Consider the following 18,599-nt stretch of genomic DNA (forward strand, 5'->3'; position numbering starts at 1 on the left):
GTTAGAAAACAATCGAGCCCTATACAGGGCCCGAGTTACCGCCACCGACCAGAATCAGAAGCGGAAGTGCGAGAACGCCTTGTTGGCTTCAGCCATGCGGTGAACTTCCTCGCGCTTCTTCATGGCGGCGCCGCGGCCTTCAGCAGCCTCGAGCAGCTCACCAGCGAGACGCTGGGCCATGGACTTCTCGGCACGCTTGCGCGCAGCCTCGCGCAGCCAGCGCATCGACAGCGCCATGCGGCGCGACGGACGCACTTCGACCGGCACCTGGTAGTTGGCACCACCGACGCGACGGCTCTTGACCTCGACCACCGGCTTCACGTTGCCAACGGCAGCGGCAAACACTTCCAGCGGATCCTTGCTGGACTTTGACGTGATGTGATTGAACGCACCATAGACGATGCGCTCGGCAACGGACTTCTTGCCCGACTGCATGATCACGTTAATGAACTTCGAAACGTCCTGGCTACCGAACTTCGGATCGGGCAGGACTTCGCGCTTGGGTACTTCACGACGACGCGGCATGACAACCTCTCGCTAAATTTCTTAGGCCAACAATCAGGCTTTCTTCGGACGCTTCGCGCCGTACTTGGAGCGCGACTGCTTACGATCCTTGACACCCTGCAAGTCGAGGGAGCCGCGAACGATGTGGTAACGCACACCCGGCAAGTCCTTGACACGACCACCCCGAATCAGAACAACCGAGTGCTCCTGCAGGTTGTGACCTTCACCACCGATGTACGAGATGACCTCGAAACCATTGGTCAGGCGGACCTTGGCGACCTTACGCAGCGCCGAGTTCGGCTTCTTCGGGGTCGTGGTATAGACGCGGGTGCACACACCACGCTTCTGAGGACAAGCTTCCAGGGCAGGAACCTTGCTCTTCGAAGCTTCCATCTGGCGCGGCTTGCGGACAAGCTGATTGATTGTTGGCATAGCTTAAGAATTTCCCAAAAAACCGAGGCAGCCCACCACGGGCCGCCTCGGGCGGATTATTCCGGCTGCGACTGACTACGATTGGTCAGTCCACAAAAAGAGGCCGGAGTTTATTCCGAGACGACAGAAAAAGTCAACTGGCCTCGATGTCCTGCTGTGTTTCGCTCGAAGCTTCGACAGGCGCCCAAGCGTGTTCGGCCCCCAGATCCATGCCTTGCTCCTGCGCCTTGCGGCTGCGGTGGTAGGCGAGACCCGTACCAGCCGGGATCAGACGGCCGACAATCACGTTTTCTTTCAGGCCACGCAGTTCGTCGCGCTTGCCCATGATCGCCGCCTCGGTCAACACGCGCGTCGTCTCCTGGAAGGACGCCGCGGAGATGAAGGAGTCGGTCGACAGCGAAGCCTTGGTGATACCGAGCAGCACGTTCTCGTACTGCGCCGGCAGCTTGCCTTCGGCTTCCATGCGGTCGTTCTCGTCCAGCACTTCCGAACGCTCGACCTGCTCCTCGCGGATGAAGCGGGTGTCGCCCGGATCGGTGATGACCACGCGCCGCAGCATCTGGCGCACGATCACCTCGATGTGCTTGTCGTTGATCTTCACACCCTGCAGACGATAGACGTCCTGCACCTCATCGATGATGTAGCGCGCCAGCTCGCTGATCCCCTGCAGGCGCAGGATGTCGTGCGGGTCGGCCGGGCCGTCGACGATGAGCTCGCCCTTGTTCACCACCTGGCCATCGTGGACCATCAGGTGCTTGTCCTTCGGGATCAGGAACTCGTGTGCCGTGCCGTCGGGCTCGGTGATGACGAGACGCTGCTTGCCCTTGGTTTCCTTGCCGAAGGACACCGTACCGGTGTACTCCGCCAGCAGGCCGGCATCCTTCGGTGCGCGTGCTTCGAACAGTTCCGCCACGCGCGGCAGACCACCGGTGATGTCGCGCGTCTTTGCAGACTCCTGCGGAATACGCGCCATGATGTCACCGACGCCGATCTGCTGGCCGTCCTTCACGGTGATCAGCGAACCGACCTGGAAGGTGATCGCCACGGCGTGATCGGTACCTGCGATCTTGACCTCTTCGCCGTTGTCGTCCAGCAGCTTGACCTGCGGACGCACACCCTTGGTGCTGCCGGTGCTGGAACGCCGCTTCGAGTCGATGACCACCAGCGTCGACAGGCCGGTCACTTCGTCGATCTGCTTGGCGACGGTCGCGCCTTCCTCGACGTTCTCGAACTTCACGGTACCAGCATACTCGGTCACGATCGGACGGGTATGCGGGTCCCAGGTGGCGAGTTGCGTGCCCGCCTTGACGGTCGCGCCGTCGTCGACCAGCAGCATTGCGCCGTAGGGCAGCTTGTGACGCTCGCGTTCGCGCCCCATGTCGTCGGCGACCACGACCTCGGCCGAGCGCGCGATGACGACCTTCTCGCCCTTGGCGTTGGAGACGTAGCGCATGTTGCCGGCGAAACGGATCGTGCCGCCGGACTTGGCTTCGACGCCGCTGGCAGCCGCAGCCCGCGAGGCCGCACCACCAACGTGGAAGGTTCGCATGGTCAGCTGGGTGCCCGGCTCGCCGATCGACTGCGCGGCGATGACGCCCACCGCCTCACCGGCGTTGACCATCGAACCGCGGCCGAGGTCGCGGCCATAGCACTTGGCACACAGGCCGTAGCGCGTTTCGCAGGTCAGCGGCGTACGCACCTTGACCTCGTCTACACCCAGGCTCTCGATCAGGTCGACCGCATTCTCGTCGAGCAGGCTGCCCGCCTCGATCGCGGTTTCCTGCGTATCGGGATTCACGACGTCCTCCGCCGTAACACGGCCCAGGATGCGCTCACGCAGCGGCTCGACGACTTCACCGCCCTCGATCAGCGCCTTCATCGCGAAACCGTCACGCGTGCCGCAATCGTCCTCGATGACCACCAGATCCTGCGTGACATCGACCAGACGACGCGTCAGGTAACCCGAGTTCGCGGTCTTCAGCGCGGTGTCGGCCAGACCCTTACGGGCGCCGTGCGTCGAGATGAAGTACTGCAGAACGTTCAGGCCTTCGCGGAAGTTCGTCGTGATCGGCGTCTCGATGATCGAGCCGTCCGGCTTGGCCATCAGGCCACGCATGCCGGCCAGCTGTCGGATCTGCGCCGCGGAACCGCGTGCGCCCGAGTCGGCCATCATGTAGATCGAGTTGAACGACTCCTGGCGGACGGTCTTGCCTTCGCGGTTGACCACTTCCTCGGTGCCGAGCTGCTCCATCATCGCCTTGGCGACCTGGTCGCCGCAGCGCCCCCAGATATCCACGACCTTGTTGTAGCGCTCACCATCGGTCACCAGACCGGAGGTGTACTGCTGGGCGATCTCCTTGACCTCGGCTTCGGCTGCACGGATCAGATCGTGCTTGGCGGTCGGCACCAGCATGTCCTTGACCGCGATCGACAGACCGGCACGCGTCGCCAGCCGGTAGCCGAACTGCATCAGCTGGTCGGCGAAGATCACCGTCGCGCGCAGTCCGCAGCGGCGGAAGGAGGCGTTGATCAGCTTCGAGATCTCCTTCTTCTTCAGCGGCTTATCGATGACGCTGAACGGCAGGCCTGCCGGCAGGATCTCCGACAGGATCGCGCGGCCGGCGGTCGTCTCGTAGCGGTTGATCTTCTCGATGCGCTCGCCGTTGGGGCCAAGATCGGCCTCCTTCAGACGAACGGTGATGCGCGCATGCAGCGCGATCTGGCCGGATTCGTAGGCGCGCTTGACCTCCGCCACGTCGGCGAACAGCATGCCTTCGCCCGGCACATTCACGCCCTCACGGGTCGCGTAGTACAGGCCGAGCACGATGTCTTGCGACGGCACGATGATCGGCTCACCGTTGGCAGGCGAGAGCACGTTGTTGGAAGCCAGCATCAGCGTACGCGCTTCCATCTGCGCCTCGAGCGACAGCGGGACGTGGACGGCCATCTGGTCGCCGTCGAAGTCGGCGTTGAACGCGACGCAGACCAGCGGGTGGAGCTGGATTGCCTTGCCTTCGATCAGCACCGGCTCGAAAGCCTGGATGCCAAGACGGTGCAGCGTCGGTGCGCGGTTCAGCAGCACCGGATGCTCGCGGATCACCTCTTCGAGGATGTCCCACACCACCGGCTCCTGCGACTCCACCATCTTCTTGGCCTGCTTGATGGTCGTAGCCAGCCCCATCAGCTCGAGCTTGTTGAAGATGAAGGGCTTGAACAGTTCCAGCGCCATCAGCTTGGGCAGGCCGCACTGGTGCAACTTGAGCTGCGGGCCCACGGTAATCACCGAACGGCCCGAGTAGTCGACGCGCTTGCCGAGCAGGTTCTGGCGGAAACGGCCACCCTTGCCCTTGATCATGTCGGCCAACGACTTCAGCGGGCGCTTGTTGGCGCCGGTCATCGCCTTGCCGCGGCGGCCGTTGTCGAGCAGCGAGTCGACGGCTTCCTGCAGCATGCGCTTTTCGTTACGCACGATGATGTCGGGCGCCTTGAGCTCGAGCAGGCGCTTGAGGCGGTTGTTACGGTTGATGACGCGGCGATACAGGTCGTTCAGGTCGGAGGTGGCGAAGCGGCCACCGTCCAGCGGCACGAGCGGACGCAGGTCGGGCGGCAGCACCGGCAACACTTCCAGCACCATCCACTCGGGCTTGATGCCGGACTGCTGGAAGGCCTCAAGCACCTTCAGGCGCTTCGAGAACTTCTTGATCTTGGCTTCGGAGTTGGTGGTTTCCAGGTCGCCACGCAGCTTCTCGACCTCGAGGTTCACGTCGAGCGTACGCAGCAGTTCGCGGATGCCCTCGGCGCCCATCACGGCGTCGAAATCGTCACCGTACTCCTCGACCTTGGCGAGGTAGTCGTCTTCGGTCAGCAGCTGAGCGCGGTTGAGCGGGGTCATGCCCGGCTCGACGACGACGAAGGCTTCGAAGTACAGGACGCGCTCGATGTCGCGCAGGGTCATGTCGAGCACCATGCCGAGACGGCTCGGCAGGCTCTTCAGGAACCAGATGTGGGCGACCGGTGAGGCCAGTTCGATGTGGCCCATGCGCTCACGGCGCACCTTCGACAGGGTCACTTCGACCCCGCACTTCTCGCAGATCACGCCGCGGTGCTTGAGGCGCTTGTACTTGCCGCACAGGCACTCGTAATCCTTGACCGGGCCGAAGATCTTGGCGCAGAACAGACCATCGCGTTCAGGCTTGAAGGTGCGGTAGTTGATGGTTTCCGGCTTCTTGACTTCGCCGTAGGACCAGGTGCGGATCTTGTCGGGCGAGGCGAGGCCGATGGTGATCGCATCGAACTCTTCCTCGTTCGGCAGGGTTTGCTTGAACAGATCAGCGAGCAGGCTTTTCATCTATCACTCCATCCGGGCCGCCGCATCGTGTGCGGCGGCCCCGGGATTCAATCGCAGGCGGGTTATCGGGAAGGAATCGGATGCGCTTATTTGCGGTCGAGATCGATGTCGATCGCGAGCGAACGGATTTCCTTCACCAGCACGTTGAAGGACTCCGGCATGCCGGAATCGATCTTGTGCTCGCCCTTGACGATGTTTTCGTACACCTTGGTCCGGCCGGTCACGTCATCGGACTTGACCGTCAGCATTTCCTGCAGCGTGTAGGCCGCACCGTACGCCTCCAGCGCCCAAACTTCCATCTCACCGAAGCGCTGGCCACCGAACTGCGCCTTGCCGCCCAGCGGCTGCTGGGTGACGAGCGAGTACGGGCCGGTCGAACGCGCGTGCATCTTGTCATCGACCAGGTGGTGCAGCTTGAGCACGTGCTTGTAGCCCACCGTCACCTTGCGCTCGAAGGCCTCGCCGGTACGGCCATCGAACAGCGTGACCTGACCGCGGACCGGCAGGCCGGCCAATTCGAGCATCTGCTCGATCTCGGATTCCTTGGCACCGTCGAACACCGGAGTCGCGAAGGGCACGCCCTTTTTCAGGTTGCCTGCGAGATCCAGCACTTCGTCGTCGCTGAGGCCGGCGATGTCCTCGGCCTTGCCGCTGCCGTTGTAGATCTGGTCCATGAAGCCGCGCAGCTCGTCGGCCGACGCCTTGGCCTGCATCATCTTGTCGATCTGCTGGCCCAGGCCCTTCGCCGCCCAGCCGAGGTGCGTCTCGAGGATCTGGCCGATGTTCATCCGCGACGGAACGCCCAGCGGGTTCAGCACGATGTCCAGCGGCGTGCCGTCTTCCATGTAGGGCATGTCCTCGACCGGGACGATCTTCGACACGACACCCTTGTTACCGTGACGGCCGGCCATCTTGTCACCCGGCTGCAGGCGACGCTTGACGGCCAGGTACACCTTGACCATCTTCTGCACGCCCGGGGGCAGTTCGTCGCCCTGGGTGAGCTTCTTCTTCTTGATCTCGAAAGCCTGATCGAAGTCCTTGCGGGTGTTCTCCAGGCCCTCGCGCACCGCTTCGAGCTGGGTCGCCAGCGTCTCGTCGGCCATGCGGATGTCGAACCAGTGGTAGAACTCGAGCGAGTCGAGGTACTCCTCGGTCAGCACGGCGCCCTTGGCGAGCTTCTTCGGACCACCATTGGCCTTCTGGCCCAGGATCATGCGCTTGATACGGGCGAACGCGTCGCGTTCGACGATGCGCATCTGGTCGGCGAGGTCGGTCTTGAAGCTGCGCAGCTGGTCGTCGATGATCGACTGCGCGCGCTTGTCGCGCTCGATGCCTTCGCGGGTGAAGACCTGCACGTCGATGACGGTGCCGACCATGCCCGAGGGTACGCGCAGCGAGGTGTCCTTCACGTCGGACGCCTTCTCGCCGAAGATCGCGCGCAGCAGCTTCTCTTCCGGCGTCAGCTGGGTCTCGCCCTTCGGCGTGACCTTGCCCACCAGTACGTCGCCGGCCTCGACCTCGGCGCCGATGTACACGATGCCCGACTCATCCAGGCGCGACAGCTGCGCCTCGCCCAGCGATGCGATGTCGCGGGTGATTTCCTCGGGTCCGAGCTTGGTGTCACGGGCAACGACCGTCAGTTCCTCGACGTGGATCGAGGTGAAGCGATCGTCGGCGACCACGCGTTCGGAGATCAGGATCGAGTCTTCGAAGTTGTAGCCGTTCCACGGCATGAAGCCGACCAGCATGTTCTGGCCCAGCGCGAGCTCGCCGAGGTCGGTCGAGGCCCCATCGGCCACGACGTCGCCCTTGGCGATGCGATCGCCCACCTTCACCACCGGACGCTGGTTGATGTTGGTGTTCTGGTTCGAGCGGGTGTACTTGATCATGTTGTAGATGTCGACGCCGACTTCACCCGCGAGGGTCTCGTCGTCGTTCACCCGCACCACGATACGGTTCGCATCGACGTAGTCGACGATGCCGCCACGCGTGGCCTGCACGGCGGTGCCCGAGTCGACCGCCACACGGCGCTCGATGCCGGTACCGACCAGCGGTTTCTCCGGACGCAGGCAGGGCACGGCCTGGCGCTGCATGTTGGCGCCCATCAGCGCGCGGTTCGCGTCGTCGTGCTCGAGGAACGGGATCAGCGAGGCAGCGACCGATACGATCTGGCCCGGCGCAACGTCCATGTACTGGACCATGTCCGAGGTCGCCAGCAGGAACTCACCCTTGTGGCGGCAGGACACGAGGTCGCCCGCCAGCATGCCGGCGGCGTCGATCTCGGCGTTCGCCTGCGCGATCACGTACTGGCCTTCCTCGATCGCCGACAGGAAATCGATCTGGTCGGTGACCTTGCCGTCGACCACCTTGCGGTACGGCGTCTCGAGGAAGCCGTGGCGGTTGGTGCGGGCATACACCGCCAGCGAGTTGATCAGACCGATGTTCGGGCCTTCCGGCGTCTCGATCGGGCACACGCGGCCGTAGTGGGTCGGGTGCACGTCGCGCACCTCGAAGCCGGCACGCTCGCGCGTCAGACCGCCCGGACCCAGCGCCGAGACGCGACGCTTGTGCGTGATCTCGGACAGCGGGTTGGTCTGGTCCATGAACTGCGACAGCTGGCTCGAGCCGAAGAACTCCTTGATCGCGGCCGAGATCGGCTTGGCATTGATCAGATCGTGCGGCATCAGGTTGTCCGACTCGGCCTGCGACAGACGCTCCTTGACCGCGCGCTCGACGCGCACCAGGCCGGCGCGGAACTGGTTCTCCGCGAGTTCGCCCACCGAACGCACGCGGCGGTTGCCGAGGTGATCAATATCGTCGATCTCGCCGCGACCGTTGCGCAGCTCGACCAGCACGCCGATGACGGCCAGGATGTCTTCATTGACCAGCACGCCCGGGCCGTCTTCGCCCTGGGCGCCGACGCGCTCGTAGAAGCGCTTGAGCCAGCCCGGCGCCTTGTCGTCGATCTTCTCGGGATAGGCGCGGCGATTGAACTTCATGCGACCCACGGACGACAGGTCGTAACGCTCCTCGGCGTAGAACAGGCCGTTGAACAGACCTTCGACCGCGTCTTCGGTGGGCGGCTCGCCCGGACGCATCATGCGGTAGATCGCGACCTTGGCAGCCCACTGATCAGCGGTCTCGTCGATACGCAGGGTCTGCGAGATGTAGCCACCGCGATCGAGGTCGTTGATGTAGAGGGTACGCAGTTCGGTCACACCGGCGAGACGCAGCTTGTCGAGCAGGTCCTCGGTGATCTCGTCGTTGGCGCGCGCCAGCACCTCACCGGTCTCGGGATCGGCGATGTCGTTGGCGATCACGCGACCGAGCACGAAGTCGTCGGGCACGCCGATCGTCTTGACCCCGGCCTGGTCGATCTCGCGGATATGCTTGGAGGTGATGCGCTTGTCACGCGCGACGATGATCTTGCCATCGGGGGTGACGATGTCGAAACGCGCCACCTCACCACGCAGGCGATCGGGAACGAGCTCGAACTGAGCGCCCTCGCCCTGCAGGTGGAAGTTGTCGAAGTCGTGGAAGGTCGCGAGGATCTCTTCCGGCGTCATGCCAATGGCGCGCAACAGGATCGTGACCGGCATCTTCCGGCGGCGATCGACGCGGAAGTACAGGTAGTCCTTCGGGTCGAACTCGAAGTCGAGCCAGGAGCCGCGGTAGGGGATGATGCGGGCGGAGAACAGCAGCTTGCCCGACGAGTGCGTCTTGCCGCGGTCGTGCTCGAAGAACACGCCGGGCGAACGGTGCAGCTGCGACACGATGACGCGCTCGGTACCGTTGATCACGAAGGAACCGGTCGTGGTCATGAGCGGAATCTCGCCCATGTAGACTTCCTGTTCCTTGACCTCCTTGATGGTCTCCTTCGGCGCTTCGCGATCCATGATCACAAGGCGCACGCGCGCGCGCAGCGGCGACGCGAACGTCAGCCCGCGCTGCTGGCACTCCTTCACGTCGAAGGCAGGCTCGCCCAGCATGTACTGGACGAACTCGAGCCGCGCGTTGCCGCTATGACTCGAGATCGGGAAAATCGAGGAAAAGGCCGCCTGCAGGCCCTGGGTGCGCCTGGCTTCCGGCAGGGTTTCAGCCTGCAGGAACTCGGCAAACGACTCGATCTGGGTGGCGAGCAGGAAAGGCGCATCGAGCACGGCCGCGCGCTTGGCGAAGCTCTTGCGGATACGTTTCTTTTCAGTGTAGGAATACGCCATGGATGCTCCGGCTAGAGGGCTAACATCGGAAAGACAGAACACAGCGTCCGCATGACTTCAAGCCGCCGTGCGGCCCGCAAACGCTCTGCTCTGGCTTCGGACTCGGCTTGCCTGCCCAGATGGGTCGCAAGCTTTGATACAAAGCACGAAAGGGCTGGCACTCCTGAGAGTGCCAGCCCCGCTGGAAAGCCGAATATTACTTGATTTCGACCTTGGCGCCAGCGTCTTCCAGTTGCTTCTTCAGCGCGTCGGCGTCGGCCTTCGAAGCGCCTTCCTTCACGGTCTTCGGCGCGCCGTCGACCAGATCCTTCGCTTCCTTCAGACCCAGGCCGGTGGCAGCGCGGACGACCTTGATGACCTCGACCTTCTTGTCGCCGGCGGCGGTGAGCACGACGTCGAATTCGGTCTTCTCTTCGGCGGCCGGAGCGGCAGCGCCAGCGCCCGGAGCGGCCACGGCCATCGCGGCGGCGGACACACCGAACTTCTCTTCGAACGCCTTGACCAGGTCGTTCAGTTCCATAACGGTCATCGCGCCAACGGCTTCGAGGATGTCTTCTTTGGTGATTGCCATGTCAAAAACTCCAAAAATCTAGAATGTTCAGATTGCTTGTGCGAACTGGTCGAAGATCACCGCGCTCAGGCAGCGGCTTCTTCTTCGCGCTTCTTGGCGAGAGCGGCCATGGCGCAGGCGAAGCCCGACACCGGCGCCTGCATGACACCCAGCAGGGTGGACAGCAGCTCTTCGCGGCTCGGGATCGAAGCGAGCGCCTGCACGCCGGCCTTGTCGAGCGTCTTGCCCGCGTAGGAACCGGCCTTGAGCGAAAGCTTGTCGTTGCCCTTGGCGAAGTCGTTCAGCACCTTGGCAGCAGCGACCGGATCGGTCGAGATGCCATAGATCAGCGGACCGGTCAGTTGATCAGCCAGACCCTCGAACGGGGTACCGGCGATCGCACGACGGACCAGGGTGTTCTTCAGCACACGCAGATACACACCAGCGTCGCGAGCCTTTGCACGCAGCGCGGTGAGATCACCCACCTCGATACCGCGGTACTCGGCCACCGCGATCGACTGTGCGTTGGCCACTTGTGCCGACACCTCAGCCACTACGGCTTTCTTGTCATCAAGATTGAGACCCACAGGTCTTTCCTCCTATCAAGTCAACACGCGAATCGCAAACAGCGCGACTCGCACCTACGGCGACCTGGATCAGGAGCGGGGCTGGGTCACAGCCATAATCCTGTTCTGGGCACACCATCTGCGCAGGCCGTCCTGGGACGATTAGACGGTTGGTCAACGACCCCTCCCGCACCTGCGGTCTTTGACGATCCGTGCCGACGTCGAAACGGCGGCACGGCCCAAAGTTCTGTTGCCGCCTGCCTGAAAGACAGGCAGCGAGCACATCATCAAGCGGCGTTGACGCTGCTCGGCTCGACGCGGACGCCGGCACCCATGGTGCTCGACACCGCGATGCGGCGCAGGTAGACACCCTTGGCAGCAGCCGGCTTGGCCTTGACCAGCGCATCGACGAAAGCGGACAGGTTCTGCTGCAGCGCGTCGACGCCGAAGGAGGCGCGACCGATGGTGGCGTGCACGAGACCCGCCTTGTCGGTGCGGTACTGGACCTGGCCGGCCTTGGCGTTCTTCACGGCCGTGGCGACGTCCATGGTCACGGTGCCAACCTTGGGGTTGGGCATCAGGCCGCGCGGACCCAGGATCTGACCCAGCTGACCGACAACGCGCATGGCGTCCGGCGTTGCGATGCAGACGTCGAAGTTGAGGTTGCCAGCCTTGATCTGCTCGGCGAGGTCGTCGAAACCGACGACTTCCGCACCGGCGGCACGCGCGGCTTCAGCCTTGTCGCCCTGGGCGAACACGGCCACGCGAACGCTCTTGCCGGTACCGGCGGGCAGCACCACGGAACCGCGCACCACCTGGTCGGACTTACGTGCATCGACGCCGAGATTCACGGCGATGTCGATCGATTCGTCGAACTTGGCGGTGGCGCACTCCTTCACCAGCGCCAGCGCTTCGGCGACGGGGTAAGCCTGATTGCGGTCAACCTTGGCGCGCAGCGCCTGAACTCGCTTGGACAGTTTCGCCATGATTACAGGCCCTCCACAGTGATGCCCATGCTGCGGGCGGAACCGGCGATCGTGCGCACGGCAGCGTCCATATCGGCAGCGGTCAGATCAGGCATCTTCGCCTTTGCGATTTCCTCGACCTGCGCACGGGTCAGCGAGCCCACCTTGTCGGTGTGCGGCTTGGCCGAACCCTTCTGCAGACCGGCGGCCTTCTTGATCAACACGGTCGCCGGCGGCGTCTTCATGATGAAGGTGAAGGACTTGTCGGCGAAGGCGGTGATCACCACCGGAATCGGCAGACCCGGCTCCATGCCCTGAGTCTTGGCATTGAAGGCCTTGCAGAATTCCATGATGTTCAGGCCGCGCTGACCCAGCGCCGGACCGATCGGGGGGCTGGGGTTGGCCTTGCCGGCCGGCACCTGCAGCTTGATGTAGCCAATGATTTTCTTTGCCATTGCGGCTTGCTCCTATGATGAGTGCTAGCGCACCGGATTCCCCGGCGCTCCTCGCGATGCACGCCTGATGGCGCACACGGAGGTGCGCGTCAACAGGCTACGGCAGGCCCTCAGGCCTGCCGCTCTTGCACTCAGGTCTTTTCGACCTGGGTGAAATCCAGTTCCACCGGCGTCGCGCGACCAAAAATGGTCACCGAAACGCGCAGCTTGTTCTTCTCGTAGTTCGCATCTTCGACCGAGCCATGGAAGTCCGTAAACGGACCTTCCTTCACGCGCACGACCTCGCCGATCTCGAACAGCACCTTCGGACGCGGCTTGTCGACGCCTTCCTGCATCTGCTGCATGATCTTTTCGACCTCCTTCTCGGAGATCGGGGCCGGCTTGTTGGCCGTCCCACCCACGAAGCCGGTGACCTTTGGCGTCGACTTCACGAGGTGCCAGGTCTCGTCGTTCATTTCCATCTCGACGAGGACGTAGCCCGGGAAGAACTTGCGCTCGGTAATGCTTTTCTGGCCGCCCTTCATCTCGACGACCTCTTCGACCGGAACCAGGATCTGGCCGAAGGAATCCTGCACGCCCGCACGATTCACGCGCTCGATGAGCGCGCGCTGCACCGACTTCTCGAAGCCGGAATAGGCATGCACCACGTACCAACGCTTCGTCATATCACTTCCAACCCAGAACGAGATCGTAAAGAACCCATTCCAGGCTCTTGTCGGTCAGCCACAGGAAAATCGCCATCAAGACGACAAACGCAAACACGAGACCCGTCGTCTGAACCGTTTCCTTGCGACTCGGCCAGACAACCTTCTTGGTCTCGGTGATTGCTTCGCGCGCGAACTCGACGAAACGGCGACCCGGTTCGGAGAACCACGCGACAGCCACGCCCGCCGCCACGCCCGCCAGGACGGACAGCACACGCAACACGAGCGGCTGCTCGGAAAGCAGATAGAAGCCGACAACACCGGCCGCCAGCAGAGCCAGAGCCAGCGCGAACTTCAACTTATCGGCCATTACGGAAAACCACCCGGAAAATTATGGCAGGGGCAGAGGGAATCGAACCCCCAACCTTCGGTTTTGGAGACCGACGCTCTGCCAATTGAGCTATACCCCTGCAGCAGAGACTACAAGGCGCACCCGCACGGATGCGCCCTGCATCGATCAGCGAGTCTTACTCGATGATCTTGGCGACGACGCCGGCGCCGACGGTACGGCCGCCTTCGCGGATCGCGAAGCGCAGACCTTCTTCCATGGCGATCGGGGCGATCAGCTTGACGGTGATCGACACGTTGTCGCCCGGCATGACCATCTCGGTGCCCTCGGGCAGCGCGATCGAACCGGTCACGTCCGTCGTACGGAAGTAGAACTGCGGACGGTAGTTGTTGAAGAACGGCGTGTGACGACCACCTTCTTCCTTCGACAGCACGTAGATCTCGCCGGTGAAGTGGGTGTGCGGGGTGATCGAACCCGGCTTGCACAGCACCTGACCGCGCTCGACATCTTCACGCTTGGTGCCGCGCAGCAGCACGCCGACGTTGTCACCGGCCTGACCCTGATCCAGCAGCTTGCGGAACATTTCCACGCCGGTGCAGGTGGTCTTGACCGTGGGCTTGATGCCGACGATTTCGATTTCCTCGCCAACCTTGACGATGCCACGCTCGACACGACCGGTCACCACGGTACCGCGGCCCGAGATCGAGAACACGTCTTCGATCGGCAGCAGGAACGGCTTGTCGATCGCGCGCTCCGGGGTCGGGATGTAGCTGTCCAGCGCTTCGGCCAGGCGCATGATCGCCGGCTCGCCGATGTCGGACTGGTCGCCTTCGAGCGCCTTCAGTGCCGAACCCTTGACGATGGGAATGTCGTCGCCCGGGAAGTCGTACTTCGACAGCAGCTCGCGCACTTCCATCTCGACCAGCTCGAGCAGTTCTTCGTCGTCGACCATGTCGCACTTGTTCAGGAACACGACGATGTACGGCACACCGACCTGACGCGCCAGCAGGATGTGCTCGCGGGTCTGCGGCATCGGGCCGTCAGCGGCCGAGCACACCAGAATCGCACCGTCCATCTGGGCCGCGCCGGTGATCATGTTCTTGACGTAGTCCGCGTGACCCGGGCAGTCAACGTGCGCATAGTGGCGCGTCGCGGTCTCGTACTCGACGTGCGAGGTGTTGATGGTGATGCCGCGCGCCTTCTCCTCCGGCGCGCTGTCGATCGCATCGTAGCCCTTCGCTTCGCCACCGAACTTCTTCGACAGGATCGTGGTGATCGCTGCGGTCAGCGTAGTCTTGCCGTGGTCAACGTGACCGATGGTACCGACGTTGACGTGCGGCTTCGTCCGCTCAAACTTACCCTTAGCCATATCGCTATCCTTAAAATCAGAACCAGAAAAACCAGTGCGGCGCCCAATCGTGTTGGCCGCCGCGCCAGGCCAGGCAGAAAATGAGTGGTGCCCTTGACGTGGATTGAACACGTGGCCTCTCCCTTACCAAGGGAGTGCTCTACCACTGAGCTACAAGGGCGCCGAAAACAGCACATCTGGAGCGGGTGAAGGGAATCGAACCCTCGTCGTAAGCTTGGAAGGCTTCTGCTCTACCATTGAGCTACACCCGCGCCTGCCACTGCAAAACAAACCGCAGTCGATTCACTACAACCGCCACGCCAACCGCGCCATGTGCGCACCTGACGTTAAGTATTACTGGTGGAGGGAGAAGGATTCGAACCTTCGAAGGCTGAGCCGTCAGATTTACAGTCTGATCCCGTTGACCGCTTGGGTATCCCTCCACGCGGGAAGCCCCGCACTATAGGGGACACCCTTTACCCTGTCAAATACTTTTTGCGTCGCAGGTCAAAAAAGTCCGAGCCTGCGTCCTCGTGGGGCTCCATTCAGGGTTTGCCGCCATTGAGCCCCCCCCGGTCTCCGCCCTAGTCTGGACGTGACTTAAGCGCGCCGCGCCGCGCGCCAGAGTGCGGCAGCGCGGCCGGCCCGACCTCAGGAAGACTGACTCTGGAAGGAGACGGCATCATGGGCGACCCCGGATTTTCGGCTGCATCCGGCAGCGTCAGCCTCGACGACAAGTACACGCTCGAGTCCGGGCGCGTCTACATGACGGGCTACCAGGCACTCGTCCGGCTCCTGCTGATCCAGAAGGCTCGTGACGAGGGCGCAGGCCTGGATACGGCGGGCTTCGTGTCCGGATACCGCGGCTCGCCGCTGGGAGGGCTGGACCAGACCCTGTGGAAGGCACGTGCGCACCTCGAGCGACACCGCATCGTCTTCCAGCCCGGCGTAAACGAGGACCTCGCGGCGACGGCCGTGTGGGGCACGCAGCAGCTTCAGTTGTCGCCGGGTGCGCGCCACGCCGGCGTGTTCGCGATGTGGTACGGCAAGGGCCCCGGCGTGGATCGCTGCGGCGACGTGTTCCGCCATGCCAACGCGGCGGGCAGCGCGCGATTCGGCGGCGTGCTGGTCGTGGCTGGCGACGACCATGCTGCCAAGTCGTCCACGCTGCCCCACCAGACCGACCACTTCTTCAAGTCGATGATGATGCCGGTACTGGCTCCGGCGGGGGTACAGGAGTACATCGACTTCGGCGTGCATGGCTACGCGCTGTCACGCTACTCGGGATGCTGGGTGGCGTTCAAGGCACTGGCGGATACCGTCGAGACGTCTGCCTCCGTCGCGATCGACCCGCACCGGGTGCAGGTGTCGATGCCAACCGATTTCGCGTTGCCGCCGGGCGGCCTCAACCTGCGCTGGCCCGACCCGCCGCTGGTGCAGGAGAAACGCCTGCTGCACTACAAGCTCTACGCTGCGCTGGCCTACGCGCGCGCCAACGGGCTCAACAGCATCATCATCGACTCACCCCACCCCAGGCTGGGCATCATCACCAGCGGCAAGAGCTACCTCGACGTGCGCCAGGCGCTCGACGACCTCGGCATCGACGACGCACTCGCCGGCGTGATCGGCCTCAGGCTGTACAAGGTCGGCATGGTGTGGCCGCTCGAAGCCGACGGCGTGCGCAGTTTCGCCGAAGGGCTGGACGAGATCCTGGTGGTCGAGGAAAAGCGCCAGCTGCTCGAGTACCAGCTGAAGGAAGAACTCTACAACTGGCGCGAAGACGTGCGCCCGCGCGTGGTCGGCAAGTTCGACGAGAAGGGTGAATGGGCCCACGTGCTGCGGCCGGACGGGACGATCGACCATGGCGACTGGCTGCTGCCGGCCGCCGGCGAGCTGACCCCGGCGATGATCGCCCGCGCCATCGCCAACCGCATCGGTCGTTTCTTCACCTCCGAGCGCATCGAGGCCCGCCTCGCCTTCCTGCAGGCCAAGGAAGCGGCGCTGGCACGCCGCGCTTTCCAGGCGGACCGCGTGCCGACCTTCTGCTCCGGCTGCCCGCACAACACCTCCACCCACGTGCCCGAAGGCAGCCGCGCGCTGGCCGGCATCGGCTGCCACTACATGGTCACCTGGATGCCGGAACGTCGTGCCGGCACCTTCACCCACATGGGCGGCGAGGGCGTACCCTGGGTCGGGCTCGCCCCCTTCACCGACGAGAAGCACATCTTCGCCAACCTCGGCGACGGCACCTATTTCCACTCCGGGCTGATGGCGATCCGCCAGGCGGTGGCCGCCCGAGTCAACATCACCTACAAGATCCTCTACAACGACGCGGTGGCGATGACCGGCGGCCAGCCGCACGACGGCCCGCTCGACGTGCCGACCATCGTGCGCCAGTTGCAGGCCGAGGGCGTGCACAACATCGTTGTCGTGACCGATGGCACCGAGCGCGCCTACGGACCGTCCGACCTGCCCCACATTCCGATCCGACACCGCGACGAGCTCGACACCATCCAGCGCGAGCTGCGCGAGTCGGGCGGGGTCACCGCACTGATCTACGACCAGACCTGCGCTGCCGAGAAACGCCGGCGCCGCAAGCGCGGCACCTACCCCGACCCGGCACGCCGCGTCTTCATCAACGAGGCGGTATGCGAGGGGTGCGGCGACTGCGGCGAGCAGTCGAACTGCATGTCCATCCTGCCGGTCGAGACCGCCCTCGGGCGCAAGCGCCGCATCGACCAGTCCTCCTGCAACAAGGACTACTCCTGCCTCAAGGGCTTCTGCCCGAGCTTCGTCACCATCGAAGGCGGCCGTCTGCGCAGGGGCCAGGCGCTGCAGACCGCGACGACCGAGTTCGACGCGCTGCCACCCCCGCGACTGCCCTCAACCGCACGCCCCTTCGGCATCCTCGTAACCGGGGTCGGCGGCACCGGCGTCATTACGATCGGCGCGCTGATCGGCATGGCGGCCCACCTCGACGGCAAGGGCGTGACCGTGCTCGACATGACCGGACTGGCGCAGAAAGGGGGCTCGGTCTACAGCCACGTCCGCATCGCCGATCATCCGGACGCACTGCACGCCGTCCGCATCGCCGCCGGCGAAGCGGACGCGGTGATCGGCGGGGACCTCATCGTCAGTGCCAGCACCGAGGCCCTGGCCAAGATGGCGCCCCGCCGCACCCGGGCCGTGATCAACGTCGCCGAGATCCCGACTTCGGAATTCGCCCACAACCCGGGCTGGAAGTTTCCGCAGGCCGAGATGATCGCAACGCTGCGCGAAGCCATGGCGGACGGCACGGACTTCATCGACGCTCAGCGCCTGGCCACCGCGTTGCTCGGCGACGGTATCGCGACCAACCTCTTCCTGCTCGGCTTCGCCTGGCAGCGGGGCATGGTGCCGGTTTCAGAGGACTCGCTGATGAAGGCCATCGCCCTCAATGGCGTCGCCATCGACCTGAACCGCAGCGCCTTCGTGTGGGGACGGCGGGCAGCCCATGACCTCGCTGCCGTCGAACGCCATGCGGCGCCCCAGGTGTCCACCGAACCCATCCCGGCGGACCTTGATGCGCTGGTCGCGCACCGCATGGCACTGCTCACCGCGTATCAGGACGCCGCCTACGCCGAACGCTTCCGCGGGCTGGTCCACCGCGTGCGCGACATCGAGGCGCAGCGGGTCGGCGCGGGCAGCACACGCCTTGCCGAGGCGGTCGCCCGCAGCTACGCGAAGCTGCTGGCCTACAAGGACGAGTACGAGGTCGCGCGGCTCTACACCGCACCGGCTTTCCAGCAGGCGCTGGCGGCCACCTTCGACGGCGATTACACCATCCGCTTCCACCTCGCGGCGCCCTTGCTGGCGAAACCCGATCCGAATACCGGCCTGATTGCCAAGCACAGCTTCGGCCCGGGCATGCTGAAGGTCTTCCGCGTCCTGGCGAAGCTGAAACGGCTGCGCGGCACGCGCTGGGACCTTTTCGGCCACACGGCCGAGCGCCGCGCCGAACGCGCCCTGATCGAGCAGTTCGAAACCGACGTCGACGAGCTGCTGTGCACGCTGAACTTTGCACGCCTGCCGCTGGCCGTGCAGATCGCCTCGCTGCCCGAGCACATCGGCGGCTTCGGCCACGTCAAGGCGCGGGCGATGGCACGTGCCGCAGAGCGTCGCGCCGAGCTGCTCGCCGAATGGCGAGCCCTCCCCCAGCGGCAGACGAGCGCTTGAACG

General features: G+C 64.1%; 12 protein-coding genes and 4 tRNA genes. 1 reads left to right on the plus strand and 15 read right to left on the minus strand.

What is annotated here, in order from left to right:
- Positions 1-54: 54 nt before the first annotated feature.
- The 15 genes from rpsG to AC731_RS11685 all read right to left on the minus strand — a co-directional run bounded on the left by rpsG (position 55) and on the right by AC731_RS11685 (position 14,824).
- Positions 55-525 (minus strand): 30S ribosomal protein S7, encoded by a 471-nt coding sequence (gene rpsG / locus AC731_RS11615; protein WP_004258166.1) that lies wholly within the window; start codon positions 523-525, stop codon positions 55-57.
- Between the two features lie 33 nt (positions 526-558).
- The gene (gene rpsL, locus AC731_RS11620; RefSeq protein ID WP_004258162.1) at positions 559-936 is read right to left on the minus strand and encodes a 30S ribosomal protein S12; all 378 of its coding nucleotides are present in this window, start codon (positions 934-936) and stop codon (positions 559-561) included.
- A gap of 133 nt (positions 937-1,069) precedes the next feature.
- Entirely contained in the window at positions 1,070-5,284 is a 4,215-nt protein-coding gene (gene rpoC, locus AC731_RS11625; protein ID WP_048706216.1) for a DNA-directed RNA polymerase subunit beta', read from the minus strand.
- Positions 5,285-5,370: 86 nt separating this feature from the next.
- Positions 5,371-9,504, minus strand: a complete 4,134-nt coding sequence (gene rpoB, locus AC731_RS11630; RefSeq protein ID WP_048706217.1) for a DNA-directed RNA polymerase subunit beta — start codon at positions 9,502-9,504, stop codon at positions 5,371-5,373.
- 196 nt (positions 9,505-9,700) lie between these two features.
- Positions 9,701-10,075: a 50S ribosomal protein L7/L12 gene (rplL, locus tag AC731_RS11635; RefSeq protein WP_004258155.1), complete on the minus strand. Its 375-nt coding sequence runs from the start codon at positions 10,073-10,075 to the stop codon at positions 9,701-9,703.
- Between the two features lie 65 nt (positions 10,076-10,140).
- Positions 10,141-10,641: a 50S ribosomal protein L10 gene (gene rplJ / locus AC731_RS11640; RefSeq protein ID WP_048706220.1), complete on the minus strand. Its 501-nt coding sequence runs from the start codon at positions 10,639-10,641 to the stop codon at positions 10,141-10,143.
- A gap of 266 nt (positions 10,642-10,907) precedes the next feature.
- The gene (gene rplA, locus AC731_RS11645) at positions 10,908-11,606 is read right to left on the minus strand and encodes a 50S ribosomal protein L1 (protein ID WP_048706223.1); all 699 of its coding nucleotides are present in this window, start codon (positions 11,604-11,606) and stop codon (positions 10,908-10,910) included.
- A 2-nt stretch (positions 11,607-11,608) separates the two neighbouring features.
- A complete protein-coding gene (gene rplK / locus AC731_RS11650; protein WP_004258147.1) occupies positions 11,609-12,040 on the minus strand; it encodes a 50S ribosomal protein L11 in 432 nt (143 codons plus the stop codon).
- Positions 12,041-12,171: 131 nt separating this feature from the next.
- On the minus strand, positions 12,172-12,705 hold the full coding sequence (gene nusG / locus AC731_RS11655) for a transcription termination/antitermination protein NusG (RefSeq protein ID WP_004258143.1): 534 nt from the start codon (positions 12,703-12,705) through the stop codon (positions 12,172-12,174).
- A 1-nt stretch (position 12,706) separates the two neighbouring features.
- Positions 12,707-13,054: a preprotein translocase subunit SecE gene (secE, locus tag AC731_RS11660; protein WP_004258141.1), complete on the minus strand. Its 348-nt coding sequence runs from the start codon at positions 13,052-13,054 to the stop codon at positions 12,707-12,709.
- A gap of 24 nt (positions 13,055-13,078) precedes the next feature.
- Positions 13,079-13,154, minus strand: a tRNA-Trp gene (locus tag AC731_RS11665).
- Positions 13,155-13,211: 57 nt separating this feature from the next.
- The gene (tuf, locus tag AC731_RS11670; protein ID WP_004258139.1) at positions 13,212-14,402 is read right to left on the minus strand and encodes an elongation factor Tu; all 1,191 of its coding nucleotides are present in this window, start codon (positions 14,400-14,402) and stop codon (positions 13,212-13,214) included.
- 85 nt (positions 14,403-14,487) lie between these two features.
- Positions 14,488-14,562: transfer RNA gene (locus AC731_RS11675), tRNA-Thr, on the minus strand.
- A gap of 17 nt (positions 14,563-14,579) precedes the next feature.
- A tRNA-Gly gene (locus tag AC731_RS11680) sits at positions 14,580-14,653 on the minus strand.
- A gap of 86 nt (positions 14,654-14,739) precedes the next feature.
- Positions 14,740-14,824: transfer RNA gene (locus tag AC731_RS11685), tRNA-Tyr, on the minus strand.
- A gap of 241 nt (positions 14,825-15,065) precedes the next feature.
- Here AC731_RS11685 and AC731_RS11690 point away from each other — a divergent pair.
- On the plus strand, positions 15,066-18,596 hold the full coding sequence (locus AC731_RS11690; protein ID WP_048706226.1) for an indolepyruvate ferredoxin oxidoreductase family protein: 3,531 nt from the start codon (positions 15,066-15,068) through the stop codon (positions 18,594-18,596).
- Positions 18,597-18,599 lie beyond the last annotated feature (3 nt).

This window comes from Thauera humireducens (assembly GCF_001051995.2).
Lineage (GTDB): Bacteria > Pseudomonadota > Gammaproteobacteria > Burkholderiales > Rhodocyclaceae > Thauera > Thauera humireducens.